We start from the raw sequence: 26,401 nt of genomic DNA on the forward strand, positions 1-26,401 counted from the left end.
TGTTTCGCTCTCCTTTTATTTTTGTAAAAAATCACTCGGTGGTCGTTCCTCGATCAATGGCATACAGTTGTTGATAATGTTGATTCGTTGCCAATAATTCTTCCGGTGTTCCACTCATTTCCAAACGCCCATCCTCAATAAATATCACTCGATCCATCATATGAACGCCTTGTAAATGATGCGTGATCCAGATGATCGTTTTGTCTGCTAACGTTTCAAAAAAGGTATTCAGTAATTGTTGTTCAGTGATTGGATCTAGTCCTGTCGTCGGTTCGTCCAGTAAAACAATTGGCGTATCCTGTAGCAGAATCCGTGCCAAAGCTAACCGATGACGTTCTCCGCCAGAAAAACGCAAGCCAGCTTCATCCACCATCGTTTGCAAGCCTTCCGGTAAGTCTTGGACCATTTCTTTCAGACCGACACTCGCCAGTACCTGCCAAACCTCTGCCTCTGATGCTTCTTCTCGACCAAGGCGAACATTATTTAAAATAGATGTTCTAAATAGATATGGTGCTTGATGAATCACACCGATCGATCGTGTGATCTGATCGCCAAAGTCAGCTGTTGGAGTGCCATCCAAAGTAATCGTTCCTTTACTCGGAACCAAATCTCCGCGAATCAAGCTTGCCAGTGTACTTTTCCCAGAACCGCTTCGTCCTAAAATAGCCAGCTTTTCTTTTGGTTGAATCGTTAACGTAAGGTTTTCTAAAACATTATGATCCGTTTGATCATAAGAAAAAGAAAGATCGTCGATTAGAATTTCTGTGCCTACAATGGTCAAATCTGCCGCTTCCTGTGCTTGCTGCACCTCCGGCAACTCATTTAAACGCTTGATCGAATCTTTGTAGATATTGGTTTCCTGTGCAGCATCCGGTAACGGAGCAAAGGCATCGATCAGCGGAAAAACAGTCAGCGTAAAGGCTGCGATCCAGTTTGCAGCGCCGCCATGATCTCCCTGAAAACGCACACTGGTCCAGGCTAAAATCGCGACGGTGATTCCGCCAAAAGCAGTTTGCAGAATAAAATCACGGAAGCGATTAAAGCGTTTGATCCGCTCATCCAACTCACGCAGATTTGCTTCATCTTTTTCATACGAATGAACAAATTCATGCCCTCTCTGACTAAAGACCCAGTCAGAAACACCTAAAATGTTGTCGGTTAACTTTTTATACAGCTCATTTTTCGATACTTTTTGCTGCTCTTGCCGCGCACCATTGACCAATACAGAAATCAACGGCAGTAAAAAGACTACTACGCCAAGCATCAACAACATACACAGACCAAACCACCACGAAAATAGCCCTAAACCGATAATAATGAAAATATATAACAACCAAGCGATCACTGTTGGAAAAATCGTTCGCAAATATAAGTTTTGCAAATGATTGATGTCTTCTGAAAGCAAGCCCAGAATATCTCCCGTTTGATATTTTGATTTAAAGAAGATCGCATCTTTTTCTAAAACCAAATACAGCTTCAAACGCAAGTCAGACGTCATCTTCAAGACCCAATTATGACTGACCAAACGTTCAATATAGCGAAATACCGGCCGGCTGATCCCAAAAGCCCGTGTCAAAACGATCGGAATATAGATCATCAAAATGTTTTCAGGAAGTGAGGCTGCCCGGCTAATTAAATAACCAGAATTGAACATCAACGCTCCTGCACTAAAAAACGTTAAAAAACCTAAAAATAATGCTAAATACAACAAGCCCTTATACTTTTTCAGAAATGGTTTGACCCATTGATCTTTTTTATATAATTCTTGATTTGTTGGGGTATTTTCCATTATTCAGTCCCCCTCATTTGATTCATCAACCGCACATAGTAGCCGTTTTTTTCTGTTAGTTCAGCCAAAGTACCTGCCTCTACAAGCTGTCCTTTGTCCATTACTAAAATATAGTCCATTTCAGCCATCCAGTGCAAACGATGTGTCGCAAAAAAGACTAAATGCTCATCCATCAAAGGCAGCATTCTTTCTTTTAATTCTACTTCTGTTTCAATATCTAAGTGAGCAGTCGGCTCATCAAAGAGTAAAATACGACGTTCTTGATCTAAAAAAGCTCTGGCTAAAGCGATTCTTTGTGCTTGTCCACCACTTAATACCCGACCACTTTCACCGATCAGTGTATGCATGCCCTGATCCAAACTTGAAACAAGTCTCTGCAGACCAACTAATTCAATTGCCGCTGCCACCTGATCATCTGAAGCATCCGGCGTATAAAAACGAACGTTGTTTGCCAATGTATCTTGAAAAATATACGGTGTTTGAGGAATGTAAACGACCTGCTTTTGCCATTCTTTTTGCAAAAAATGTGGAATTGCTTGACCGTCAACCTCAATGATCGTGTCAACATCCGGTGCTAAAAAGCCGCTCAGCACATTGATCAAAGTCGATTTACCTGAACCGCTGGCACCGATGATCCCTATTTTTTGATAGCCTTTAGCATTGAAATCCAAGCCCTTCAATGCAGCTTGAGGTGCTTCTTCATAGCTATACGTTAATTGTTCAACAGATAATTCACTCAACGCTGTCCAATCACCTAGAGAAAGCTTATCAGTCTCTTGTGCCTCGCTTAAATCTAACACTGCCTGAATCGCTTGAAACGCATTTTTCCCGTCTAAGGTTGCATGATAATCACTAGCAAAATCACGTACCGGTAAAAAGAATTCCGGTGCTAAAATCAACGTCGTCAAAGCAGGGAACAGTAAAATCCCTCCATTTAACAAACTTAATCCTAAAAAGACTGCTACTACAGCAACTGATAATGTCGTAAAGAAGTCCAAAGCAAAGGTAGATAAAATAGCAATTTTAAGGGTACTCATTGTCGCACGTCTAAAACGCTCACTCGTATTATAGATACTACCGGCATATTTTTCACTCAAGCCGAATAATTTTAACGTATCGATTCCTCTCAACGAATCGATAAAATGATTCGATAATAATTGAAAGGCTTTATACTGTTTATCTGCTTTACTTTGCGCTGCATACCCTAAAATGATCATAAAAATAATGATCATTGGAAAAACGACTAGTAAAACTACACCGGAACGAATGTCTAGTGTAAAAATAAATATCAAGATCAACCAAGGAATGATCATCATATTCATGATTTTCATCAAAATCAAATGAAGATAATTTTCTGCCTGACTGATTCCTTCAAGTGCCATAGTGACCATATTACCGGTCCCATTTTTTTGAACGACTGTTGGTCCTAAACGAAAGATCTTTTGCAGCAGTTGTTCTCTCAACTCGCGCGAACGCGCATAACTGAAACGATCCAGCATTTTTTCTCGTACATAGGTTACAACATGTCTGCCTGTGTAAAATAAAAAGAAGAGGATGATTGCAGTCAGCTGATCACGAAGTTTGCCGCCTTCCCAAAGTCCAACGACTGCTTGAGCTAAGTAAAATGCTTGCCCGATTATAAAGACTGCTTGCAGGAGAGAAAAACCTGCAAGCAAAATCATCGTCTGTTTAATTTTAGGCATCTTTAAGATGGCTTTATCGATCATCCTTCATACCCCAAAGCAGCGATTGCCGGATGTTTGATTCGTTTTCTAAAGATATAATAGGACCAAGCGGTATATGCTAATACGAATGGCAAGATCGTCAACGATAACCAAGTCATTGTTTTTAACGTATACGGGCTGCTTGATGCATCTTTGATCAAGATGTCATAATAGCCTTCACTGCCGATCATCACACGTGGGAATAAGCCGCTAAATAATAAAGCAACTAATAGAACCAAGGTTAAACCGCTGGCAATAAACGCCACCATTTCTTTTTTCTTAAAGACACTGACATTTGCAACTACTGTCATAACAACGATTGCTAGAACAAGTACTAACGTCACAGCAAAATGATTGTCAAAGAAATCTGTTTTGAAATATAACAACGCTGCAAATACAACTAAACCAACATATAATACCCAGTAAAAGAATGAGGCATAATTACGTGCACGCTCTCTAACCGGACCTTCTGTTTTCAACGTAATATAGTTTAATCCATGCAAGTAGCATAATAAGGTCAACGCAACACCGCCGACAACAGAAAAGACATTGATATAATCAGTGAAAGTAGCCGACATATTGCCATCGACATCTAAAGGCATTCCCTGTACTAAGCTGATAAATAAAATGCCAAAGAAAAACGGTACTATGAAACTTCCGATCGAAAGTGTCCAGTTCCAGATTCTACGTCGTTTACCATCAGGCATCCGATGACGGAATTCAAATGACACACCACGAATGATCAAACCAACTAGAATAATGAATAAAATCAAGTAAAAGCCGCTAAATAGTGACGCATACCAGTATGGAAACGAAGCAAACATCGCACCACCTGCTGTTAATAACCAAACTTCATTGCCGTCCCAAACAGGTCCGATCGTTTGGATGATTTGTTCTTTTTCTTCTTCATCATGAGCTAATGTTTGAACCGACATTCCGACACCAAAGTCAAACCCTTCAAGGAAGAAGAAGCCTGAAAATAGAATACCGATCAATACAAACCACAGTAACTGCAATGTACTCATCCTTCAAAGACCTCCTTATCGAATGGATCTACTTCAGTCGCATTCGCTTGTGCTAATTTCTTTTCTTCATAATCAGGGCCTTTTTTCAGTTCAACAGTGATCAAGTAAACCATCACAGAACCAAGACCTGCAAAAAGAATAAAGTAAATAATGTTTGATGTTAATAATGAAGCAACAGAAACGTTTGGTGACACACTGTCTTCGATCGTAAACAATCCATAAACAGTCCAAGGATAACGACCCAATTCTGTGATCAACCAACCTGTTGTATTCGCTAAGAATGGAGCAAATGTACATAAAGCAACGATCCAAACCATCCAGCGTTTTTCATATAATGATGGTTTTTTCTTACGAGTAAAGAAGAGTCCTAGTGCTGAAACTAACAACATCAATACGCCAAAACCGGCCATTACTCTGAAACTCCAAAATAGTGTATTGACTGGCGGGAAGTAATCTCTATCACCATATTTTTCAATTAAATCTTTGTTCGCTGTTTCCATTCCATCAACAGAACCAGACAGACTATTATAAGATAAAATACTTAATACATATGGAATTTGGATTCCGAATACTTGTTTATGCTCTGCTTCGTCAGCCCAAGCAATCAACGTCCAGGCCGCAGGATCTCCAGAATCTTCATATGCACCTTCCATTGCTGCAAATTTCATTGGCTGTCCTTCGATCAAAGCTTTCATTTGTAAGTCCCCAGCTAATAAGACGCCTAAAGAACCAAACAATGCGATCCACATACCAATACGCATAGACACTTTATGGAAGCTGACATCACGCTTTTTCAAAATTTGGAACGCCGCCAAACCAGCAACGATCATTCCGCCCATTACGACCGCACCAGCCAATACGTGGCTAAATTCATACCAGACTTTCGGATTGGCGATCACCGCACCAAAATCGATCAATTCTGCCCGACCATTGTTCAGCGTATACCCCACTGGATGCTGCATGAAACTATTTGCTGCTAAGATCCAGAATGCTGACATCATTGAGCCAAAGACAACCAACCAAATAAATGTTAAATGTAATTTGGGACTTACTTTATCCCAAGTAAAAATCCATAATCCTAAAAATGTAGATTCTAAAAAGAATGCAAGTAGCGCTTCAATAGCTAAAGGAGCACCAAAAATATCTCCTACAAATCGTGAATAATCAGACCAGTTCATACCAAACTGGAACTCTTGAATAATACCTGTGACCACACCTACTGCAAAACTCAATAGAAAAATGTTGCCCCAAAACTTCGCCATTTTACGATAACGCTCATCTTTTTTCACTACATACATCGTTTCCATCACTGCAACAACAAGTGCTAATCCTATTGAAAATGGCACGAAGAAAAAGTGAAAGACTGTGGTCATCGCAAATTGGAATCTTGCTAATGATACAATATCAAACATCAATAATCCCCCTTGTTTTTTACTGTCTCCACACAAAGAAAGAAGCCGATTCTACTCGAATGAAGGAGTCATTTGTACAGTTGGTTGGTGCTGCAAAATGAGAGTCAGACCGCGAATAAAATAAACTTACTTATGAACTAAATGTGAAAACTGTTTTTATTAAATTTAGAATGATTCCAATTTAGAGTATACTCCTTTATTTAGAAAATTCAAATGTTTCCGTTCATTTCTCATCAAAAGATGCCTACTTTTCTTGAAAAAATCAGAAAATGAATGAAACTTCTCATAATCGGGAAAATAGAAGACTTTCAACTGAAGATTTCTATTATTACTTTAGCCGATAAACTATCGATTTCAACTGAAGATTTCTATTATTACTTTAGCCGATAAACTATCGATTTCAACTGAATTAACTCTAGTTAAATAAAGTTTAGTTTCCCTATCTTTCTTTTTTTGGATAATCTATATACTTATAGACTTTTTTTATTTTATCTTGTTTTATTTTAGTGATCGTCTCTTCCGGGAAATGCTTGATCACTCCTTGCTTTTCCAGCTCTTCGATCATTGCCGTCAACTGATAAAATTCAGTCAGCATTTGCTCTTCGTTTGTTTCATCTGCTCTAGAAGGATGGTGGTCTTTAAAACCAAAACGAATTGCTTTTGACAATGCTTGTTGAACCTCGGCACATTCTTCCATTGCAACTAAAGCTAAGTACTCATTTTTTTTCATCCGTTTTCCTCTTTCTTAAGTCTTGTCCTGAAAATAGTCTTGATAAATAGGAACCGCTTCTTCTTTTAGTACACCGCTCACTACTTGCGGACGATTTGGGCTCCTTAAAAAAATTTCTTCACTGCCGATCATAATATTAAAACCTGCAATCGTTGCCAGTTCATCGTGAGACAAGCTATATACCATCCGACCTAAACAACTCCAAACCATAGCTCCTGCACACATACAACAAGGTTCACAGCTTGTGTAAAGAGTATATTCACGTAAATCAGAAAGCTTTTCTGTTGTACAAAAATCACGAATCAGTCCTAACTCTGCATGATAAGTAGGATCATTTTCTGTATGAATACGGTTCTCACCAGTCATGATCACTTCATTGTCTTTTACCAGTAAAGCACCAAACGGTTCATTTCCTCTTTTAGCGGCATCTTCTGCAAGTTCCAGTGCCTGCCTCATGAAGCTGATATCTAATTGTTTTTGAGAGTCACTCATTTTTTCCCCTCCAAACCTCATCTTTTCTATCCACTCAAAGTATAGCATGCTTAACAAAAAAAGTGTGAAACAAAACGAACAATCCGTTTTGTTTCACACTTTAAATCAAATACTGTAATGCTCAGAGTGCAGAGAATTTTTTACTAAGCAAACTTAGCAGCAAATTCGCTAAATTGTTTACCAACACTTGCCAAAAAGTCTTTTGTCCCTTCATTGTTAGGTTCAAGGTTTTCATCAAATAATTTATCAGATTGACCGATGTAAACTTCTGGTTGTTGCATTGTCGGCATATCTAAGAAAACTAATGATTGACGCAATACATGGTTAGCCAATACACCTGAAATGCCTGAAATAGATTGTGAAGCAACTAAGGCTGGTTTACCACCCCAAACGCTTTGACCCCATGGTCTTGAAGCAACATCTAATGCATTTTTCAATGCTGCTGTAATACTTCTATTATGTTCTGGTGTTACAAAGATAAATGCATCTTGCGCTGCTACTTCATTTCTAAACGTTGTATATGCTTCTGGAGAATTTTCATCGTAGTCTTGGTTGTACAATGGTAAATCTTTGATATTCAAAAAAGATACCTCTGCATCTGCGGGAAGACCTTTTACAATCGCTTTTGCCACAGCTTCTGAATAAGAATTTTTTCTAGTAGATCCTACAATTACACCATATTTTGTCATAAGTTTATTCCCCCAAACACTTACTAAAAGTAAGTTTATTTTATATACTGAGTATACCCCCAGTTTCAAAAAAATTCAAGCATAAAAATTTAAATAACGAAATTATTTTTTACTTACAGATCAAATACGCTGATAATCAAGCCAAAGAATAGATTATTACCTATATAAATAACGATAGTTATTTTAATGTTTTGCTTTCTTTATAGACTCACTAGTCCATTCGAATAAAAAAAGGCAAAAGCCATCCTTTTTGAATGCCTTTTGCCATTTTTATTCCTAGATCACTTAATCAGTGAACCTATCTTTGAATAGACCAATGATTTTTATTGTCTATTCTCCTTCCTTTTTTAGAATCAGTCGATCCTTCCATTCATTGGATGATCTTCATTAAATTGAAACAAATCCCATAAATTACCATATAAATCCTTGAATACTGCGACAGTTCCATAATCTGCTTGCTTAGGTTCCCGAACAAATTCGATTCCTTTTTCAAGCATCTTCTGATAATCTCTAAAGAAATCATCCGTGCCTAAAAATAGAAAAACTCTACCACCTGACTGATTTCCGATAAATTCCTTTTGGATCGGCTTTGAGGCTTTTGCTAATAAAACAGTCGTCCCTTGTGAGCCTGGCGGTGATACAACGATCCATCTTTTGTCTTGTTCAGGCTGGTAGGTATCTTCGATTAAAATAAAATCTAGCTGCTTTGTATAAAAATCGATCGCTGCATCATAATCCTCGACAACTAATGCAATGTGGACAATTGCTTGTTTCATTTGTATCCCCTTCTCTCTTTTACTAGCTAGTAATCACCTAACAAAAAAATCAAAAACAGACACCCGACAAGCATTAACGCAACTAGTAAAAAGTTCACCAATTGTTGTTTTGTTCCACCGACATAATCTGGTGATTCATGTTTATAGGTTGGGTTAACACTTTTGATATTGTAATCTAAGCTACTTCTAGAAAAAACATCCGACGGCAGCATGAATAAGAACATGACCGCATATTCACCACCTATGATATATAATGCGTGAACCTTCATAAAAAAACTAATCACAAAACCAATCAACACCGGTACCGCCATTAACAAAAAAGAAAACAGCACTCTTCTTTTATTCATAAAAAAACCCCTTTTTATTCGCGATATTCTACCTCAACATTTTAGATACTTTTTAATAATCTATTATATCATTAAATTTTTATCTCCTTACTATTAGATTTTTTAATTTATAACTATTCCCATAACAAACAAGTCTTTTTACTTTTAGCTGATTTTCCTGAGCGCGTTATTGAATCTTACTTTTAAATTATCCTAGTTTAAAAAAACAAAATAAATTATAATTATGATAGATAAAAAAAGGATGGTTATAAAAAAATGAAAAAGTTTATTTGTCTTCTTTTAACAGGCTTCATCTTTCTAGCTGGAAGTCCTACAGTGAATGCCACGACGGTTGAATCAAGTGAATCTTCTGGTGAACCAAGCCTCACTACTGAGCAGTCAACTGCATTAGAAAGTACAACGCAAGAATCAGACACAACTCCTACTGCAGAAGCAGAGCGTATCCAGTTGCATTTTTCAATGCTTTTTGGGGGAAACTGGGCGCCCTCACTTGATGAACAACAACCGCTTTTAGGAATAAAAGCAAGTCTGTCCAATCAACAAGTGCAAACGATACCAAATGGAATCACTTATGCACTCGAAACGACTGATGGAAAACAACTAAAAGCAACTAATGGAGAGCCGCTGCATTTCAAAGAACACACACTTAAAAATATCTCCTTCATTCTTTCCAATGAATTAGCAGAGAATTATACGATCAAGTATCGTGTTTATTCTGATAAAGAGCAATGGTCAGAATGGAAAAATGACGGTCAACTAGCTGAAAAAAGCGACCAAGCAACACATATAAAAACGATCGATGCTCGTTTAGAACAAAAACAAGAGCAGCAAACTCAGACGTCCACTTCAGAAACAGAAGAAATACCGATCGAACCAGAAAGAGTACCTTCCATCTTCTATGAGGGCCATATCAAAGATATCGGCTGGCAAGCACCTGTAAAGGATGGTGCCACTTCTGGTACAACAGGAAAAAAACTACGACTAGAAGGAATAAAGATCACTCTTGAACCCTCAGAAATCTCCGGCGGAATTTCTTATAGAACACATGTAAAAGATATCGGCTGGCAACCGTATGTGACAGATGGTGCTATGGCCGGAACAACAGGAAAAAAATTACAGATAGAAGCTATCCAGATGAAGTTAACTGGAGAATATGCTGAAAAATTCGATGTGTACTATCAAGCGCATTCCGCTCAATTCGGTTGGCTGGACTGGGCAAAAAATGATCAAATTGCTGGAACTACAGGCTTTTCATTTGATATGCAGGCCATTCGAATCAAACTTGTTCCTAAAAATGGAGCAGCTCCTGGAGCCACAGATCATCCCGCTATGGTTGCACCTAAGCTCAATTATCAAACTCATGTCCAAACAGTTGGTTGGCAAAATTATGTAAAAAACGGCGCTACTTCTGGTACAACAGGGCAGAAGTTATCAATCGAAGCATTAAGAGTCAAACTTGAACAGCCTACGTTAAGCGGCGGAGTTTCTTATAGAACACATGTGAAAGATATCGGCTGGCAGAGCTATGTGAATAATGGACTGACCGCAGGAACAACGGGGAAAAAATTACAAGTAGAAGCCGTTCAATTGAAACTGACTGATGAGTATGCTGAAAAATTCGATATCTATTATCAAGTTCATGCAGCAAATTTTGGGTGGCTGGATTGGGCAAAAAATGATCAAGTGGCTGGAACTACAGGTTTTTCATTTGGTATCCAAGCCATTCGAATCAAGCTTGTCGTCAAAGGGCAGGCAGCTCCGGGAGCAGTGAAGAAACCTGCGATCAAAACACCTAAATTAACGACTCAAGCTCATGTAGGAGGTATTGGTTGGCAGCCTCCTGATAATAGCGGAAAGATCATTGGTACAACAGGGCAAAAACGCCAATTGGAAGGTCTTAAGTTTAGTATCCCCAACTCCGATTTAAGCGGATCGATCCAATATAATAGTCATATTAAAAATATTGGCTGGCAAGGATTCGTTGCAAATGGCGCTCTTTCTGGAACGACAGGTAGAAATCTTCAGATCGAAGCTGTTCAACTTCGGCTAACTGGTGACCTAAAAAAATATTATGATATTTATTATCGCGCCCATGTGCAATCCTTTGGCTGGCTAGGCTGGACGAAAAATGGGGAAAAGGCCGGCACTTCTGCTTACGGTTATCGCATGGAAGCACTTGAAGTCAAGCTTATCCAAAAGGGAAAATATGTCCCTTCACTATCGAAAAGCTACCAGCAAAATGATTATGCAGATAAACTAAAAAAAGTACAGCATTTATTGAATACAAAATACAACAGCAGCAGCTTAGGTATTTATGTTATGCCGGCCAACGGAACAGGTTCTGCTTCCATCAATCCCAATATTGAGTTTGTTGCAGCAAGTACAGGCAAACTCCCAGGTATTTACTATACACAGAAAAAAATAAATTCAGGTGCAATGAAATTATCGCAGCCGCTGCTTTACACTTCCCAAGTGAATTCATTTCGCGGTGCATATTCTCCCGACGGAGCAGGTATCATGCCTAAATATGCTGATTACCAATTTTATACGGTCCAAACAGCACTGAGAAATACAATAAAATATTCCGATAATGTCGGCGCTAATTTCTTAGGTTATTATTCAGCGAATCAATACGACAAACCTTTCCTGAATGAAATAAACGCCCTGACCGGTAGAAACTGGACTAGCTGGACATTACGGGCTAGTGCCAAACAAAACGCGCAACTGATTCAAGCCATTTATAAACTCGGCGGAGTTGCCAACCAATATTTACAAGATACTGTCTACGATGATCAAAGAATTCCTAAATATTTACCTGTGAAAGTCGGACATAAAATTGGCGATGTAGACGAGTATCGCCATGATGTTGCGATCGTCTATGCAAAGAAACCGTATATTCTTAGTGTAATGACAAAAAATTACGTCTCTTATGAAACGATCTCGATTCTCTCAAAAGAGATTTATGCCATCATGAAATAACTCACTGCAACATAAAATCGACAACTAAAAAAGAACCTTTGATTATTTTTGATTGATAATCAAAGGTTCTTCTTTTTTTATTCGACTAAATGAATGCAATAGGTACTTAACCTCTGACTTTTCGTTCAACGATCTGATAATACACTTTCGACGTTTGCCAGTACATCAGTAAATAAAGTAGGAAAAAGCTAAAGACTGTAATAAAGCACACAAGCATGAAAAATTTCCAGTCAGTCAATCCAAATAAAACTAATAATTTTCGCATCAGCGGAAAAGCAAACGCTAAGTGCAGTGCTGCTAAGCCAATCGGAAAAAAGAAAACCATCAAGATTTGACTACGAATCGTCTGCTGTACTTCTTGATGACTCATCCCCACACGCTGCATGATATCGTAACGGCCTTGATCTTCAGTCCCTTCTGACACTTGTTTATAGTAGATGATGATTCCTGCTGCTAGCGTAAATGTTAACCCAAAAATGATCCCCATAAAAAGAAAGCCGCCAATGAATGAAAGAGAATCTTCTCTGTCTAAGTCGATTGAAGAAAAATCAAGCTCTGTTGATTGCCGTTTTAATAATTCCCGTGCAGCAGTTCCAAATGCTAAACGATTCTCTTGGCTTCCTTCAAGGTTTGCATAAAGAGAATAACTTACACCTTTTGCACTTTTTTCAGGTAATGAACTGATCAACGCTGCAATCTGTTCCTCATCTTTGAAAATCATAAAGAATGTATCGACTAAACCGTAATCACTCTGCTGTAAAAATTCGATCTTGTCGATCTGTTTCTTGATCTTATACGTATGATCAGCAATAGTGATCGCTGTTTGTTTATAGGTTCCAGTCAACATATAGACTGCAATTTCATTATCCGCTAAAGCTATTTTTTCCTCCGTTAATCGATTATATTCCGCCTCAGTAATAAAGGTAAACATAGCAGAATCAACGAAAGCTGTCTCCCCCATTTCACCAACAAATCCTTCATAGATGCCTGTTGCTTTTTTAGACAATAGTACACTGTTATCTACCTGTAATAATTTATTATCATGCAATTTAACATCCTGTTCCTCTGCCAGATGGACAAGTTCGTTATTGATACTTTCCATTTGTGCTTTGGTAAATTGTTGGCCTTTAGCCCCAATAGTCATATCAAATGGATTACGATTTTGCAATACATTTTCCATACCAAAATATAAGCTGGCTGTCGTCGCTATCGTCACTAGTACCATCGTGCAAAGAATACAAATACTTGCTAGACCAGCCGCATTTTGTTTCATTCGATAAATCATACTTGAGACAGAAATAAAATGATTGGGTCGATAATAGTAGCGTTTGTTTTTCTTCAATACTTTCAAAATGGCAATACTGCTGGCCGTAAACAAGGCATAGGTTCCAATAATGACAAGTACAACCGCAATAAAAAAGAGATAAATCGCACTGATCGGTGATTGGATCGTAACAGATATATAATAACCACTTCCTATACAAAGAAGTCCGATGATAGCCGTTAGCCATTTTGTTTTAGGCTCTTTTTCACCATATTGTGAGCCCTGAAGCAGTTCAATCGGATTAGCTAAACGCAGCTGTAAAACATTCCACGAAAAAAGTAGAGTATAAATAATAAAAAATAATCCAATGACATAGAGAATACTTTGGAAGGAAAAATCATAGATAAATTGCTCTCCTAGTTGCGTCATTTTCTTTAATGCTAAAAAACAGAATTTAGCAAACACAGACCCAATGATCGTTCCACAGATGATAGTGATAAAATAGGATAGAACAGTTTCACAAAATAGCATCTGTCTTAACTCTTTTTTGCCCATTCCTAAAATGTTATACAGTCCTAGTTCTTTTTTCCGTTGCTTTAACAAGAAACTATTTGTGTATAGAGAAAAGATAATCGTAAAAATCAAGATTACATATTGCCCAAAGCCAAAAAGTTGTTTCGCTGATTCAGCTGATGGTAAAGTATTCATCCCTTTGTTTTTCACTAAAACTTGCAGGATCACATTGATTACAACTAAAAAGATCATTGATAGTAAAAAAGGAAGATAAACTTTTCTATTTTTTTTCAAATTGGTTATCGCCAAATTAACATAGAACATCCTTAGACCTCCTTCGTTAATAATGCGGTCATCGTTTCCGAAATCATCGTTAGAAATTGATCGTTCGTTTGATGTCCACGATGTAGCTGATTAAACACCTGACCATCTTTGATAAACAAGATCCGATTGGCATGACTTGCTGCGACAGAACTATGAGTCACCATCAAAATGGTTTGTCCATCATCATTCAGCTGCTGAAACATTGCTAACAATTGAGCGGAAGTTTTTGAATCTAGTGCACCAGTTGGTTCATCTGCTAAAATAATATCCGGCCTCGTAATGATTGCTCTAGCTGCAGCAACTCGCTGTTTTTGTCCACCAGACAATTCATAAGGATATTTATCCAGCAAACCAACCAAACCTAGCTTAGCCGCTAAAGGCGCTATCCGCTTTTCCATCTCGGCAACCGAAACCTTTGCCAAAACTAAAGGCAAAAAGATATTGTCCCGTGCTGTAAACGTATCTAGTAAATTAAAATCTTGAAAGACAAACCCTAGGTGATCTCTACGAAACGCTGCTGAATCGTTCTCCTTAATAGCTGAAAGACTGCTTCCATTCAATAAGATTTCTCCAGAAGTCGGTTGATCTAACGTGGCTAAGAGATTCAAAAGCGTACTTTTCCCAGATCCTGATTCGCCCATGATCGCTACATATTCTCCCTTTTCAACAGAAAAATTGATCTGCTTCAGCGCTTCTACCTGATTCCCACCAAACCGTGTCTGATAGGTTTTCTTTATATTTTTGACATCTAATAACTTCATTCGTCATTTCCTCCTGTTCATTCCTTAGCTCTATCATAAGGCAGGGTAAGAAAGGATGCTACTTACAGATAAAAAACCAAACTTACGATATGGTAAGTTTGGTTATGTTATTCAACTTGAAACTGCTCCTGTGGAAAACGGATAAATACTTTCGTTCCAGTACCGATTTCAGATTCGATCGTTAAGACTAACCCAATGTTTTGAGCGATCTGCTCACTCATATAAAGTCCTAGCCCAGTCGCTTTCTGATGTTCCCGTCCATTAAACCCTGTATATCCTTGTTCAAAAACACGTGGTATATCTTCTGGTAAGATGCCAATACCGGAGTCTTCGATCACCAAAGATTCACCTTCAAAGTAAATGCTGATTTCCCCTTGACTTGACGTATACTTGATTGCATTGAACAATAACTGCTCGAGGATAAAGATCAGCCACTTTTCATCACTGATCACCGTTTTTAGGTTTGAAGCTATTGTGATCGTTAAATTTTTTTGTATAAAAAAGCTCGCATATTTCTTTACAGTCAAATGGATCAAGTGATCTAAATCCAGTGTTTTTATAACCAAATCGTTATTTACATGGTTCATTCTTAAATACTGCAGCATCATATTGAGATATTCCTCGATTTTAAACAGCTCGGCCTTCATTGCTGAGGAAGGCTCAGCTTGGGCCTGGACAAGAAGATCTAAGGCGGCAAGCGGTGTTTTGATTTGATGACTCCACATGCTGTAATAATCGATCAATTGATGATTTAATTCTTCACTAGTTACTTCTGCTCTTTCCTTTTGTGCAACAGCGGCTAAAAACAAATTACGGTAATCAGCTTCAAGTAATGACCAACTACCTTTAGGCAATAAAGAAAGCTGACTGGGATGAAAGTCCGGATTTTTTTTTATACGTAATAATTCTCTATGTACACGACGATAGCGGAAAAAACGACCAATGGATACAAGAAATAGCAAGACAAAGGTAAATGCTGCTCCGTCAAAAAATGGTTCTAAAGGAAGTTCCCAGAGATAAAAGGTGCATAAAAAAATCAGACATAAGAGTAGATACCCGCCATAAAGTAAAATACGCTCTTTTAAAAAAGATCGAAACAACTGAAGCTCGTCGAAAAATTTACTCATCGGTATCCTCCAATAAATAGCCTTTGTTTTTTACCGTTTGAATCGCTTTATCCAAGCCAATAGCCGATAACTTCTTTCGCAAACGGGTCATATTGACAGCTAATGTATTACTATCGACAAACTCATCGCCCTCCCAGAGCTTTTCCATGATTTCTTCGCGAGGAACGATTTTACCGACATGCTGAAATAACAATAATAATATTTTACTTTCGTTTGGTGTGAGTAAAACGGACTCATCACGCCGTTTGACAACATTCTCCTGCGGATTTAGTTCATATTCTGTATAGTGATACTCCTGTTGATGTTGACCAAACTGATAGCTACGACGGAGTAAAGCCTGGATTTTCGCCACTAAAACAGAAAGATCAAATGGCTTAGGAATAAAATCATCTCCACCAAGATTCATTGCCATGACCATATTCATATTATCATTAGCAGATGAAAGAAAAATAATTGGGACCTCTGAATCTTTACGAATTTCCTGACACCAATAAAAACCGTTATAAAACGGTAATGAAATATCAAGCAAAACAAGATCTGCTTCAAACGCTTGAATCTCTTGATCGACACGCTGAAAATCCGCTACACTGCAACAACTAAAGCCCCATTGAGTCAAATGCTCTTCCAGTACCTTTGTGATCACTGGATCGTCTTCAATAATGAATATTTTCTGGTTCATACCTATCCTCCATAATCCTTCTACTCATTTCTATTCCCTATTTTAGCATTATTTCCTATTAATAAAAAATCAGTCTCAGGTCGGGGGTTTTCCATTGATCCTTCTGTCATACTTAGGTTATCAAATGATATTCAGGAGGTTTATATGAAAATAAATGGGGCAGCACTGGTTGGGTTATTATTTTTAGATTTGATTTTAGTTGGATTCGGTATTGCACTGATTGCACTGATTTTCTCTTTGTGGGTCATCGTCTACTCTTTTATTGCTTCACCGTTTTTAGTCATTGGTGCACATTTCCTACAGTTACAGGAATTTACGCTTTGGCGCATCGTTTTAGGAGCAGCTCTTGCAACACTTAGCTTTACTGTGATTTTACCCTTTGCCAAAATCGCTACCAGCAAAGTGAAAGCATTGTTTATCCAGTATTTTGCTTTTCATCAACAAAGTTTGTATAAATGAGCTTTAAAAAAAATAGGCCTAGAGATCGTTCTTAGAACTGTTCTCTAGGTTTATTTTTTATTGTTTACTCATTATTTTGCATCGCTGCTTTTAGCGCTTGAGCCAATGCACTTTCTTCTGGTTCTTCTTTTTGTGTATATTTTTTCATTAATTTGCGTTCTTCATGTTTGCTCAATTTTTTACTGCGTTCTTTTTTGTCTTGCATTTTTTCAGTGATCGAGCAGTATTTGCATTTGAAATAGGCACCATTTTTTCCTTCGATGATCTCCATTTTGCGATGACATTGAGAGCAACGATGATTCGATACCTTGGGATCTTTTCTTCTGCGATAGCTGCACTCTTGGTTGGTACAAACATAGATTTTACCATCTTTGGTATTTTTCTCACGCAAGTTCGAGCCGCAATCCGGACATTTTTTCTGCGTAATTGAAAAGTCCTGGTATTTGCTTTGACTCTGTTTGATTTCGCTGACCAGCTTTTTCGTATCTTGCTCGATTTCATTCAAGAAAACCTTGCTGCTTTGTTTGCCCTTTGCGATCGCTTCAAGTTCTTTTTCCCATTTTTCCGTTAATTCAGGTGTTACCAACGAGGGATTGACTAGCTCAAGTAATTGCTTTCCTTTTGATGAAACCATCAAACCACTTGTTGTGCGCTCCATTAATTCTGATTTGATCAGCTTTTCAATGATTTCAGCACGAGTAGCTGGTGTGCCTAGGCTGTGTTTTTCCATCAAACCTAGCAAGCTTCCTTCCGTTAAAGGTTTGGGCGGACTTGTTAATTCTTTATTGATCGTGAAATTAGGTGAAATAACCATACCCAGCTTCCAGTCAACAGATGGTACAACTTCTTCTTTTTCTTGCTTCCAGCCTGCTTCTTCAACTTTGCTTTGACGGAAAATAAATTGCTCTTTGCCAAAACTCACGGTTATTTTCGTTTGCTTTGTTCGGTGCGGCTCTGCGAACATTCCTAGAAAGCGTGTAACGATCATATTGTAGATTTTTTGTTCATCCCCACTTAATTTTTCATAGCGCGGGCGTTGCTCTGTTGGAATCAATGCGTGGTGGTCTGTCACCTTCTCATTTTGAAAGACTTTCGTCAATTTGACTTGAGCACCATTTTTGATATATGTTTTCACTTCTGGTGCGAAATCACTGACTGCTTGCAGCCTCTCTTTCATCGTCGCTTTCATATCTGTGGTCAAGTATTTACTATCTGTTCTTGGATAAGTGACGATTTTATGAAATTCATATAGGCTTTGGACAAGGGACAATGTTTTCTTAGCTGAAAATTGATAACGTTGGTTCGCTTCTCGTTGGATTTCTGTTAAATCATAAGGCAATGGTGCTTGTTCTGTCTTACTTTTTTCCTGGATATCCGTTACTTTTCCTTTGGTTTCACTAAGCTTTTTGACAAATGCTTCTACGTCATTACGTTCTTTAAAACTGTATGGATTACTTTGTACTAATTTTGCTTTTTCTTTTTGCACATGTAGGTCTACAGAAAAATAAGCTTGTGGACGGAAACTTTCGATTTTCTTTTCTTGTTGTCGTACTAAAGACAATGTCGGTGTTTGAACACGTCCTGCCGATAAGCTGTCCTGATATTTAACAGTCAACGCTCTAGTTACGTTCAATCCAACTAACCAGTCTGCTTTAGCACGAGCTAATGCAGAATAGTATAAATTATCGTATTCTTTAGCAGGTCGTAATTTTTTGAAGCCGTCTTTGATTGCTTTATCTGTTTGAGAAGAGATCCATAGTCGTTTGACCGGCTTATTGAAATGAACATATTCCAAGATCCACCGAGCCACAAGTTCACCTTCACGTCCGGCATCCGTTGCGATCACAGCTTCTGAAACATCTTTACGATTGGCTAATTGTTTGATTGCTTTTAATTGATGGCCGGTTTTTGGCAAAGGCTTGATCCCTAGATTTTTTGGCACCATCGGCAAAGTTTCCATTTGCCAGCTTTGCCATTCTTTATTGATATCCTCCGGCATTTTTAAGCCTAATAAATGACCTAATGCCCAAGTTACGATGACAGTTGGTCCTTCATAATAGCTTTTATTTTTTTGATTTGCCCCTAGCACTTTGCTCAAATCTTTAGCTACACTAGGTTTTTCAGCAATGATTAGTTGTTTATTCGCCATTTTTTTCACTCACTTTTCTTTGACTTTTATATAGATGTCCGTTTATTTGTAAATTTCAATGGTTTTATTTTAACATATTCTCTTCAACCATTGCGGTCTCTGGAAATCTTTTTATTGAAATGTAACGAATAAAGAGATATACTTACTATTAGTAAGTATAAAAAAGGAGAAACTATGATCACAATTGAATTTTTTCACGACGTTATTTGCAGTTTTTGTTTTCCCATGTCTTATCGCATGAGAGAGGTTCAAAAAGAGCTTCCCGATATAAAAATCATTCACCGTTCCTTCCCGCTTGCTTGGGAGCCGGAACATCTTGCTCAAATGTTCGGTTCTAGAGAGCAAGCCAAACAAGAAATCCTTTCTCACTGGGCGCATGCCAATCAAAATGATGACCTGCACCGTTTTAATATCAAAGGCATGGAACAGGCTGATTTTCTTTTCCCAACTTCAAAACATGGGTTGGTCGCTGCCAAAGCAGCTGGTGTCATTGCAGGACAGGAAGGCTACTGGGAACTTTTCGATGCATTACAAAACGCGTTATTTGTCGACAATCAAAATATTGAAGATCTTACAGTCATCTCCGCTCTTGTTCAAGCAAGCTCTTTAGATTTTGATCAATGGCAAAAAGCATTTGATGATCCTGCAACATTAGCTTTAGTTGAAGCTGATTTTCAATTAGCCGATCGCTATCAATTATCAGGTGTTCCAGCGTTGATCGTTAATGGAAAGTACTTGATCAATGGTGCCCAGCCGTTTGAACAGATCATCCAAGCGATCCAAACAATCAAAGAAAAAGAAGGTCCAGTCATTGAAATCTTAGATCAGGACCAGCCAACTGGTGCTTCTTGTACTATGGAAGATGGCAAATGGGTCTGTGATTAAACAATAAAAGAGTTGAAAGGACAGAGCAATCTGCCACTTTTCAACTCTTTTTTTAGACTAGGCTTGTTTTACAGCATCTAGGTTTTCCACAATCATTATGACGTTCATGAAAATCATCGCCGCTTTCAAACGTCACCGCCTGATGGTCTTTCAATAAGGCTAACCCTCTATATTGCTGTAAATCTTCATCACACTCTTCACACCAGCGTTCATCGCCCTCATTCCAAAACGCAGCCAAATAATTTACTTTAGTATTTATGTATTCGTGGGTAGATGAAAGTTCCCGCCATTTTTTTATGTAGTAACGCTCTGCATCTTCCAGACAATCAAAGCTTTTCTCTTCTTCGATATCTTCCTGCCAGTCTTCAAAAAACCACCACGGCTCATTATCACCGTACATGGTAATCACTTGGTACATCCGCTAATCACTCCAATTCTTTCTACAAGTGCTATTCTAGTCACTTAAAAGAAATCTTTCAACTTAAGTGCTTGTGAAATGTTTGTTGTTTAAACGCTCATTTTTTATTTTAACATAAGTTAAAGGAGAATAACGTCAAATTTTTCCTTTTTATCTAATTGCGGATGGAAAAAGCATTTGCTAAAATAGGAATACTATGGAAAGGATCGTTTATTATGAAAAAACCTGTATTTTGGAATTCAATTGCTCTTTATTTACTTCTTTACAATAATATTTTGATCATTATTAGCCTGATCATGGCGTTGAAAGCTGTTGTCGAAGGGGATGGAACCTTTGGAGCAGATGTTTGGTACCAGATTTTAGTGTTCATCGTTTATATCATCGTGATCGCTGGTCTTTTGACTGGCGGAAAGAAAGGCTATATCCTCTCTTGCTTATTTATTCCCTTCATTTTTTTGATGTATTTTTATCCACCGATCATGGTGCGAATGTTCCCAAAAATGATTATGCTTGCTTTTCGTGTAGCAGAATTCAGCTCATTTGTTTATTTGATCGTGTCCCCGGAATCTAGAGCTTATTTTCGTAATAGCAACAGTCAGGATGGGATAAACTCCAAGAAATAAGCGGAAATTATTTCTGCTTCCACCATTTATTCATTTTAAAAAGAACTGGGTCGTAACTCTACGAGTTACGACCCAGTTTCGCTCTAAAACTTGATAAAAACGGTTAAAAGTCAGGTTACTTCGGCAATTTCTCAAAATGCAATCATTACAAAAAACGTATTATTTTTCTTTTGCTCCAATTGCTCAAACCTTAACGACTTTTGTCTCAACCTACTATATATATTGTAAAACTTTTTCTTCTTGATATGCTTGGTCGATCAGACCGCCGCCCAGACATTCCATCCCATCATAAAAGACAACGGCTTGACCAGGAGTGATTGCACGAACGGGTTCTGAAAAAATGACTTTCGCTGTTGTTCCATCACCAGTTAAAACAACCTTGACTGGTACATCTTGTTGGCGATAACGGAATTTCGCTGTACATTCAAATTCTTTCGGCATCTCTGTATCTACAGTGAAATGAATTTCACTTGCATCTAAATGAGTCGCGTATAAGCGTTCATGATGAAAACCTTGACCAACATACAAGGTATTCGTTTCAAGATCTTTACCGATCACAAACCACGGCTCTTGTGAACCTTTGCCCCCGCCGATCCCTAAGCCTTGGCGTTGACCGATCGTGTAATACATCAAACCATCGTGTTGGCCTTTGATCTCACCATCTAATGTAACCATATCTCCTTTTTTCGCTGGCAGATAGTTACTTAAAAATTGTTTGAAGTTTTTTTCACCGATGAAGCATACACCAGTCGAATCTTTTTTCTTAGCAGTTGCCAAGTTCGCTCTTTCAGCGATCGCACGAACTTCTGATTTTTCCATGCCGCCTAACGGGAACATTGTTTTAGAAAGTTGTGCTTGAGACAGTTGACTCAAGAAATAGGTTTGATCTTTATTATTATCGACACCGCGCAACATGCGTACTGTGCCGTCTTCTTTGCGTTCGACTTGGGCATAATGACCAGTTGCTACATAGTCTGCTCCTAGTTGCATTGCATAATCCAAAAAGGCTTTGAATTTGATTTCTTTGTTACACATCACATCCGGATTCGGTGTGCGGCCGCGGCGATATTCCGCTAAAAAGTATTCAAACACTCGATCCCAATATTCCTTTTCAAAGTTGACTGAATAATAAGGAATACCAATTTGATCGGCAACTTTTGCTACATCTTTGTAGTCTTCTGTTGCTGTACATACACCATTTTCGTCTGTGTCATCCCAGTTTTTCATAAAGATACCCACGACATCATAGCCTTGCTCTTTTAAAAGCAATGCTGTAACAGATGAATCTACACCGCCGCTCATGCCTACAACAACACGAGTTTTGCTGTTATCTGTCATTTGATCACCATCATTTCAATTTAGATTCTGAAATCATCCACGATTTGAAGGTCGTAACTTTTCAGTGATACTTATTATACTAGGATTTTGGAAGATGTAAAGGTATTGAGTGATTCTTCTCATTTAATTAAAAACCTGCGAATAAACAAAAACAGTCCTAAAAATAGTCATAGACTATGTTTAAGACCGTTCTAATTTAAACTTTTTCAAACACTCCGCGGCTGATCATACCATCCATCAAGAAATAGAATTTCTCCTGACTCATTGCATGTGCATCGCCTTTGAAAATATTCATTGATTTCAAGCCGTTAGCTGTTGTAACAGACATTTTCAATGTTTTTAAGTCGCTAGCGATCGTAATTTTCAACTTGAACCCCTCTTTACTTTGGGGTGTTGCATCCAATGGACGAACCAATTGAAAATTACCTGAATTTGTTTCAACAAATCCATTATCTTTTAATGTATATTTTTTTGCTTGTTCATTCACTTTGTAATAGACTTCGCAGCCTTCTACAGTTGCTTTAGCAGCAAATGCCATTTTTCCACCTCATTTATTCATTGTTTCTTCTATTATAATTGTTATAGTCACTTTTTTCTACCATTAATCAGCTTTTCTTTCAGCTTGATGTAAGTCTTTGAATCGTTCGAATCAGAATATCAGTAAATTCTTCGATTTGTTCTTTATTCGTACCTAAACCAAAACTGATCCTTACTGATTCTTTGATGGCTGGATGGCCTTTCCCATACATTGCTTCCAATACATGAGAAGGTTCGACTGTCCCTGCAGTGCAGGCTGATCCAGTAGAAATCGCTACCCCTTGAAGGTCTAAATGCATCAGTAACAAATCACTTGACACATTAGGGAAATGTAGATTCAAAATATGTGCTAATTTATTTTCAGGTGCACCATTGATTTGATAAGGAATCGCTGCTTGATCCAGTTTTGCTAAAATCAACTCTTGGTAGCTTCTATATGCATCATGACGCTGTGCTTTTTCGTTCTCTGTCAAAAGCTCGACCGCTTTTCCCAAACCAACGATCCCCGCCACATTTTCTGTCCCTGCTCTGCGTTTTTCTTCTTGTTCGCCACCATGTAAAAAAGCAGGTAGAGAAAGAGCATCATTTTTATATAGAAAACCTACGCCTTTTGGACCATTGATTTTATGTGCTGAAATACTAAGTAGATCGATCCCAAGCTCATGAGGAGCTATTTGTTCTGACCCATATGCTTGAACCGCATCTGTATGAAAAACAGCTGGATGCGCTTTTAATAAAATACCAATTTCTTTGATCGGTAAAAGATTGCCGATTTCATTGTTGCCATACATCACAGAAACTAGTGTTGTGTCTTCTCGTAATTCTTGTTGAAGCTTGTCTACAGATAAATGACCCTTTTCATCGACAGGAAGATATGTCACTTCAAATCCTAGCGTTTCTAAATATCTCATTGTTTCTAATACTGCTGGATGTTCAATTGCCGTTGTGATCAGATGCATCCCTTGCTCTTTTTTAGATAACGCCGTTTCTATGATTGCGGTGTTATCGCCTTCTGTACCGCCACTGTTAAAAATAATTTCGTGCGGTTTGACATGAAGACTTTCTGCGATTATTTGTCGTACATTTTCAATTTTGCGATGCGCTTGACGACCAAAAGTATGAATACTTGATGGATTGCCAAAGGTGTTTGTCATTTCAGTTGTCATTACTTCAATGACACTTGGGTGCATCGGCGTTGTTGCAGCATGGTCTAAATAGATTGAAGTCATTGAATTCGTCCTTTCTGAGCCACTTTTAATGGCATTAGTTTAACATAAGTCCACCCATTCCTCCAAATTTACTGTCATACTCTTTATTTTGTAAATTGTTTTTCCTTTCGATACGCATAAATATTTCCGTATGTGAACACTGCGATCCCTAGCCAAATACAGCCAAACGCCATAAATTGTTCTGCTGAATAAGGCTCATGGTATAAAAATAGTGCGGATAACAGCATCAATGTTGGGCCGACATATTGGATAAAGCCTAAAATGATATAGGAAATCTTTTTCGCAGCTTCGGCAAAAAGAAGTAGTGGAATTGCCGTGACCACTCCTGCTCCGACTAACAACATGTTCGTGGATACTTCGTAGTTCATAAATCCTTGCTTAGAAAAAAAGACAAGATAAATCAACGCAAGTGGCAAAATAACAAAGGTCTCGATCGTCAAACCTGTATAAGAACTAACAGTCACCCCTTTTTTGATCAATCCATAAAAGCTGAAGGTCACCGCCATGACCAAAGGAGCAAGCGGCAGCTGACCGGTTTGAACAGTTAATAAGATAACACCTGTCAATGCTAGTCCGCAGGCTATCATACCTGAACGGTTCAACTTTTCCTTTAGAATCAATGTCGCAAGCAGCACATTCACTAAAGGATTCATATAATAGCCTAAGCTAGCTTGAGTAACGTGTCCTTGACTCACTGTATAAATAAATGTAAACCAATTTAATGAAATCAAAATAGCGGCACATATAATGGCAAATAATTTTTTCTTCTCTTTAAGAACACTCTTGACCTCAGTCAAAAACAAGGTCCATTTTTTTGTAGCAAATATATAAATCAGCATAAATAAAAATGACCAAACGATTCGATAGCATAAAATATCCAGTGGATCGACCATCGGCATCAGCTTCCAGTAAATCGGAATAACACCCCAAAACATATATGCGATAACGCCTAATAAAACACCTCTTTTTTCCTCTTTCAACAAAACAACTCCCTTTCTTATTCAATAAAAAGAAGCTCAGTATAAATACACAGCTGAACTTCTTTCGTAAAAACAGATAATGATTATTTTTCTTCTAAACGAAACAGTGGACTCATCGGCGTATTTTCGTGGATGCGTTTCACTGCCTCTCCCATCAATGCTGCACAAGAAACAATATCCAGAGCAGCTGGTCTGCGATCTTCAGAGATAAAAACTGAATCCGTTACACAAATCTGCTCGATCGGAGAATTGTCCAGTGTTTGTTTTGCCCCTTTGGAAAGCAACCCATGAGACGCGCAGGCATAAATAGCTTTTGCGCCATTTTTCTTAAGAATTTCGGCGGCAGTCGTCAACGTTTCTCCTGTATTTAGAATATCATCAACTAAGATACACGTCTTATCTTTGACTTCACCGATCACATAACCTGAACGGATGCCATCAACCTCGTCTTGATCAACGATCGCTAATGTCGCATCAAGATATTCAGATAAACTTCGAGCTCGCTGGACCCCACTATTTTTTGGCGAAACGATTACGATGTCTTCTCCAGTTTTACCTTGCTTGCGATAATTATGCGCAAATAATGGCATGGTGAATAGATTGTCCACTGGAATATCAAAAAATCCTTGGACTTGAACCGTATGTAAATCAAGCGTCAATACTCTGGTTGCTCCTGCTTCTTCCAATAAATTCGCGACTAATTTAGCTGTGATCGGTTCTCTTGGTTTCGCTGTGCGGTCTTGTCTGGCATAGCCATAATAAGGTAAAACAACATTGATTGTTTTTGCACTAGCACGTTTTAACGCGTCGATCATGATCAACAGTTCCATCAGATGATCATTTACCGGTAAATTGGTTGATTGAATCAGAAAGACATGGTCCCCACGAATACTCTCTTCAATATTGATTTGAATCTCTCCATCACTAAATTGACGAACCGTACTCTTTCCTAATTCAGTCCCGACAACCTCAGCTATTTTTTCAGCTAAAGGACGATTGGCATTCAAACTAAATATACGTAATGTTTTATCCTGGTATTTTTGGGTCATGATTTCCTCCGCACTCTCGATATTTTTACTCTGTGTTTCCACTCAAAGCTTCGCTTTCCATTCTACCATTGATTTGATAAAAAATCATGAATCTTTTTCTTTC

24 protein-coding genes are annotated in these 26,401 nt (G+C 38.2%); 4 read left to right on the forward strand and 20 right to left on the reverse strand.

All coding sequences use genetic code 11. The features are described 5' to 3' along the window. Positions 1-31: 31 nt before the first annotated feature. From cydC to CC204_RS06830, 9 genes are all read right to left on the reverse strand, one after another. Positions 32-1,789, reverse strand: coding sequence for a thiol reductant ABC exporter subunit CydC (gene cydC, locus CC204_RS06790; protein ID WP_162288328.1), 1,758 nt, complete (start codon positions 1,787-1,789; stop codon positions 32-34). Beyond that, a complete protein-coding gene (cydD, locus tag CC204_RS06795) occupies positions 1,789-3,516 on the reverse strand; it encodes a thiol reductant ABC exporter subunit CydD (RefSeq protein WP_088269487.1) in 1,728 nt (575 codons plus the stop codon). The genes cydC and cydD overlap by 1 nt, the downstream gene beginning before the upstream one ends. Next, positions 3,513-4,538 carry a cytochrome d ubiquinol oxidase subunit II gene (gene cydB / locus CC204_RS06800; protein WP_088269488.1) on the reverse strand — a complete coding sequence of 342 codons (1,026 nt, stop codon included), beginning with the start codon at positions 4,536-4,538 and terminating at the stop codon, positions 3,513-3,515. Before cydB ends, cydD begins: the two co-directional genes overlap by 4 nt. After that, on the reverse strand, positions 4,535-5,950 hold the full coding sequence (locus CC204_RS06805; RefSeq protein WP_088269489.1) for a cytochrome ubiquinol oxidase subunit I: 1,416 nt from the start codon (positions 5,948-5,950) through the stop codon (positions 4,535-4,537). The genes cydB and CC204_RS06805 overlap by 4 nt, the downstream gene beginning before the upstream one ends. A gap of 439 nt (positions 5,951-6,389) precedes the next feature. Beyond that, positions 6,390-6,680 carry a hypothetical protein gene (locus CC204_RS06810; RefSeq protein ID WP_088269490.1) on the reverse strand — a complete coding sequence of 97 codons (291 nt, stop codon included), beginning with the start codon at positions 6,678-6,680 and terminating at the stop codon, positions 6,390-6,392. Positions 6,681-6,695: 15 nt separating this feature from the next. Beyond that, positions 6,696-7,172 carry a nucleoside deaminase gene (locus tag CC204_RS06815; protein WP_088269491.1) on the reverse strand — a complete coding sequence of 159 codons (477 nt, stop codon included), beginning with the start codon at positions 7,170-7,172 and terminating at the stop codon, positions 6,696-6,698. A 143-nt stretch (positions 7,173-7,315) separates the two neighbouring features. Then, on the reverse strand, positions 7,316-7,861 hold the full coding sequence (locus tag CC204_RS06820) for an NADPH-dependent FMN reductase (protein ID WP_088269492.1): 546 nt from the start codon (positions 7,859-7,861) through the stop codon (positions 7,316-7,318). A 353-nt stretch (positions 7,862-8,214) separates the two neighbouring features. Next, a complete protein-coding gene (locus tag CC204_RS06825; RefSeq protein ID WP_088269493.1) occupies positions 8,215-8,637 on the reverse strand; it encodes a VOC family protein in 423 nt (140 codons plus the stop codon). Between the two features lie 26 nt (positions 8,638-8,663). Continuing rightward, positions 8,664-8,984, reverse strand: coding sequence for a hypothetical protein (locus CC204_RS06830; protein ID WP_088269494.1), 321 nt, complete (start codon positions 8,982-8,984; stop codon positions 8,664-8,666). A gap of 255 nt (positions 8,985-9,239) precedes the next feature. Here CC204_RS06830 and CC204_RS06835 point away from each other — a divergent pair, with 255 nt between their 5' ends. Beyond that, on the forward strand, positions 9,240-11,963 hold the full coding sequence (locus tag CC204_RS06835; protein ID WP_088269495.1) for a serine hydrolase: 2,724 nt from the start codon (positions 9,240-9,242) through the stop codon (positions 11,961-11,963). 106 nt (positions 11,964-12,069) lie between these two features. Here the strand turns inward: CC204_RS06835 and CC204_RS06840 are convergent, their stop codons facing one another. The 4 genes from CC204_RS06840 to CC204_RS06855 form a co-directional block, all read right to left on the reverse strand. Beyond that, positions 12,070-14,064: an FtsX-like permease family protein gene (locus CC204_RS06840; protein WP_088269496.1), complete on the reverse strand. Its 1,995-nt coding sequence runs from the start codon at positions 14,062-14,064 to the stop codon at positions 12,070-12,072. Between the two features lie 2 nt (positions 14,065-14,066). Continuing rightward, a complete protein-coding gene (locus CC204_RS06845; RefSeq protein ID WP_088269497.1) occupies positions 14,067-14,825 on the reverse strand; it encodes an ABC transporter ATP-binding protein in 759 nt (252 codons plus the stop codon). Between the two features lie 107 nt (positions 14,826-14,932). Then, positions 14,933-15,952: a sensor histidine kinase gene (locus CC204_RS06850; RefSeq protein ID WP_088269498.1), complete on the reverse strand. Its 1,020-nt coding sequence runs from the start codon at positions 15,950-15,952 to the stop codon at positions 14,933-14,935. Further along, complete coding sequence (locus CC204_RS06855) at positions 15,945-16,631, reverse strand: response regulator transcription factor (protein WP_088269499.1); 687 nt, start codon at positions 16,629-16,631, stop codon at positions 15,945-15,947. The genes CC204_RS06850 and CC204_RS06855 overlap by 8 nt, the downstream gene beginning before the upstream one ends. Positions 16,632-16,775: 144 nt before the next feature. On the opposite strand from CC204_RS06855, the gene CC204_RS06860 reads away from it, so the two are divergent. Then, positions 16,776-17,090, forward strand: a complete 315-nt coding sequence (locus CC204_RS06860) for a DUF1700 domain-containing protein (RefSeq protein WP_088269500.1) — start codon at positions 16,776-16,778, stop codon at positions 17,088-17,090. 64 nt (positions 17,091-17,154) lie between these two features. Here CC204_RS06860 and CC204_RS06865 read toward each other — a convergent pair whose 3' ends face one another. Continuing rightward, a complete protein-coding gene (locus CC204_RS06865) occupies positions 17,155-19,239 on the reverse strand; it encodes a DNA topoisomerase III (RefSeq protein ID WP_088269501.1) in 2,085 nt (694 codons plus the stop codon). Between the two features lie 177 nt (positions 19,240-19,416). Between CC204_RS06865 and CC204_RS06870 the strand changes: the two genes are divergently transcribed. Then, positions 19,417-20,124 carry a DsbA family oxidoreductase gene (locus tag CC204_RS06870; protein ID WP_088271675.1) on the forward strand — a complete coding sequence of 236 codons (708 nt, stop codon included), beginning with the start codon at positions 19,417-19,419 and terminating at the stop codon, positions 20,122-20,124. A 52-nt stretch (positions 20,125-20,176) separates the two neighbouring features. Here CC204_RS06870 and CC204_RS06875 read toward each other — a convergent pair whose 3' ends face one another. After that, complete coding sequence (locus tag CC204_RS06875) at positions 20,177-20,542, reverse strand: DUF1033 family protein (RefSeq protein WP_088269502.1); 366 nt, start codon at positions 20,540-20,542, stop codon at positions 20,177-20,179. Positions 20,543-20,757: 215 nt separating this feature from the next. Here CC204_RS06875 and CC204_RS06880 point away from each other — a divergent pair, with 215 nt between their 5' ends. Continuing rightward, positions 20,758-21,165, forward strand: coding sequence for a hypothetical protein (locus CC204_RS06880; RefSeq protein WP_088269503.1), 408 nt, complete (start codon positions 20,758-20,760; stop codon positions 21,163-21,165). A gap of 213 nt (positions 21,166-21,378) precedes the next feature. Here the strand turns inward: CC204_RS06880 and mnmA are convergent, their stop codons facing one another. From mnmA to CC204_RS06905, 5 genes are all read right to left on the reverse strand, one after another. Further along, positions 21,379-22,503, reverse strand: coding sequence for a tRNA 2-thiouridine(34) synthase MnmA (mnmA, locus tag CC204_RS06885; protein WP_088269504.1), 1,125 nt, complete (start codon positions 22,501-22,503; stop codon positions 21,379-21,381). Between the two features lie 196 nt (positions 22,504-22,699). After that, positions 22,700-23,041 (reverse strand): DUF1831 domain-containing protein, encoded by a 342-nt coding sequence (locus tag CC204_RS06890; protein ID WP_088269505.1) that lies wholly within the window; start codon positions 23,039-23,041, stop codon positions 22,700-22,702. A gap of 79 nt (positions 23,042-23,120) precedes the next feature. Further along, positions 23,121-24,269 (reverse strand): cysteine desulfurase family protein, encoded by a 1,149-nt coding sequence (locus CC204_RS06895; RefSeq protein ID WP_088269506.1) that lies wholly within the window; start codon positions 24,267-24,269, stop codon positions 23,121-23,123. 83 nt (positions 24,270-24,352) lie between these two features. Beyond that, on the reverse strand, positions 24,353-25,204 hold the full coding sequence (rarD, locus tag CC204_RS06900) for an EamA family transporter RarD (protein ID WP_229677497.1): 852 nt from the start codon (positions 25,202-25,204) through the stop codon (positions 24,353-24,355). Between the two features lie 128 nt (positions 25,205-25,332). Continuing rightward, the gene (locus CC204_RS06905; RefSeq protein WP_088269508.1) at positions 25,333-26,298 is read right to left on the reverse strand and encodes a ribose-phosphate diphosphokinase; all 966 of its coding nucleotides are present in this window, start codon (positions 26,296-26,298) and stop codon (positions 25,333-25,335) included. Positions 26,299-26,401 lie beyond the last annotated feature (103 nt).

This window comes from Enterococcus wangshanyuanii, from assembly GCF_002197645.1.
Taxonomy (GTDB): Bacteria; Bacillota; Bacilli; order Lactobacillales; family Enterococcaceae; genus Enterococcus_L; species Enterococcus_L wangshanyuanii.

Bases quoted from the DNA above. Each gene is read 5' to 3' on its own strand.
- CC204_RS06820 (WP_088269492.1), bottom strand. From the start codon at position 7,861: ATGACAAAATATGGTGTAATTGTAGGATCTACTAGAAAAAATTCTTAT.
- cydD (WP_088269487.1), bottom strand. From the start codon at position 3,516: ATGATCGATAAAGCCATCTTAAAGATGCCTAAAATTAAACAGACGATG.
- cydB (WP_088269488.1), bottom strand. From the start codon at position 4,538: ATGAGTACATTGCAGTTACTGTGGTTTGTATTGATCGGTATTCTATTT.
- CC204_RS06860 (WP_088269500.1), top strand. From the start codon at position 16,776: ATGAAAATAAATGGGGCAGCACTGGTTGGGTTATTATTTTTAGATTTG.
- CC204_RS06895 (WP_088269506.1), bottom strand. From the start codon at position 24,269: ATGACTTCAATCTATTTAGACCATGCTGCAACAACGCCGATGCACCCA.
- CC204_RS06835 (WP_088269495.1), top strand. From the start codon at position 9,240: ATGAAAAAGTTTATTTGTCTTCTTTTAACAGGCTTCATCTTTCTAGCT.
- cydC (WP_162288328.1), bottom strand. From the start codon at position 1,789: ATGGAAAATACCCCAACAAATCAAGAATTATATAAAAAAGATCAATGG.
- CC204_RS06840 (WP_088269496.1), bottom strand. From the start codon at position 14,064: ATGTTCTATGTTAATTTGGCGATAACCAATTTGAAAAAAAATAGAAAA.
- rarD (WP_229677497.1), bottom strand. From the start codon at position 25,204: ATGTTTTGGGGTGTTATTCCGATTTACTGGAAGCTGATGCCGATGGTC.
- CC204_RS06815 (WP_088269491.1), bottom strand. From the start codon at position 7,172: ATGAGTGACTCTCAAAAACAATTAGATATCAGCTTCATGAGGCAGGCA.
- mnmA (WP_088269504.1), bottom strand. From the start codon at position 22,503: ATGACAGATAACAGCAAAACTCGTGTTGTTGTAGGCATGAGCGGCGGT.
- CC204_RS06830 (WP_088269494.1), bottom strand. From the start codon at position 8,984: ATGAATAAAAGAAGAGTGCTGTTTTCTTTTTTGTTAATGGCGGTACCG.
- CC204_RS06810 (WP_088269490.1), bottom strand. From the start codon at position 6,680: ATGAAAAAAAATGAGTACTTAGCTTTAGTTGCAATGGAAGAATGTGCC.
- CC204_RS06825 (WP_088269493.1), bottom strand. From the start codon at position 8,637: ATGAAACAAGCAATTGTCCACATTGCATTAGTTGTCGAGGATTATGAT.
- CC204_RS06845 (WP_088269497.1), bottom strand. From the start codon at position 14,825: ATGAAGTTATTAGATGTCAAAAATATAAAGAAAACCTATCAGACACGG.
- CC204_RS06850 (WP_088269498.1), bottom strand. From the start codon at position 15,952: ATGAGTAAATTTTTCGACGAGCTTCAGTTGTTTCGATCTTTTTTAAAA.
- CC204_RS06875 (WP_088269502.1), bottom strand. From the start codon at position 20,542: ATGTACCAAGTGATTACCATGTACGGTGATAATGAGCCGTGGTGGTTT.
- CC204_RS06880 (WP_088269503.1), top strand. From the start codon at position 20,758: ATGAAAAAACCTGTATTTTGGAATTCAATTGCTCTTTATTTACTTCTT.
- CC204_RS06865 (WP_088269501.1), bottom strand. From the start codon at position 19,239: ATGGCGAATAAACAACTAATCATTGCTGAAAAACCTAGTGTAGCTAAA.
- CC204_RS06805 (WP_088269489.1), bottom strand. From the start codon at position 5,950: ATGTTTGATATTGTATCATTAGCAAGATTCCAATTTGCGATGACCACA.
- CC204_RS06905 (WP_088269508.1), bottom strand. From the start codon at position 26,298: ATGACCCAAAAATACCAGGATAAAACATTACGTATATTTAGTTTGAAT.
- CC204_RS06855 (WP_088269499.1), bottom strand. From the start codon at position 16,631: ATGAACCAGAAAATATTCATTATTGAAGACGATCCAGTGATCACAAAG.
- CC204_RS06890 (WP_088269505.1), bottom strand. From the start codon at position 23,041: ATGGCATTTGCTGCTAAAGCAACTGTAGAAGGCTGCGAAGTCTATTAC.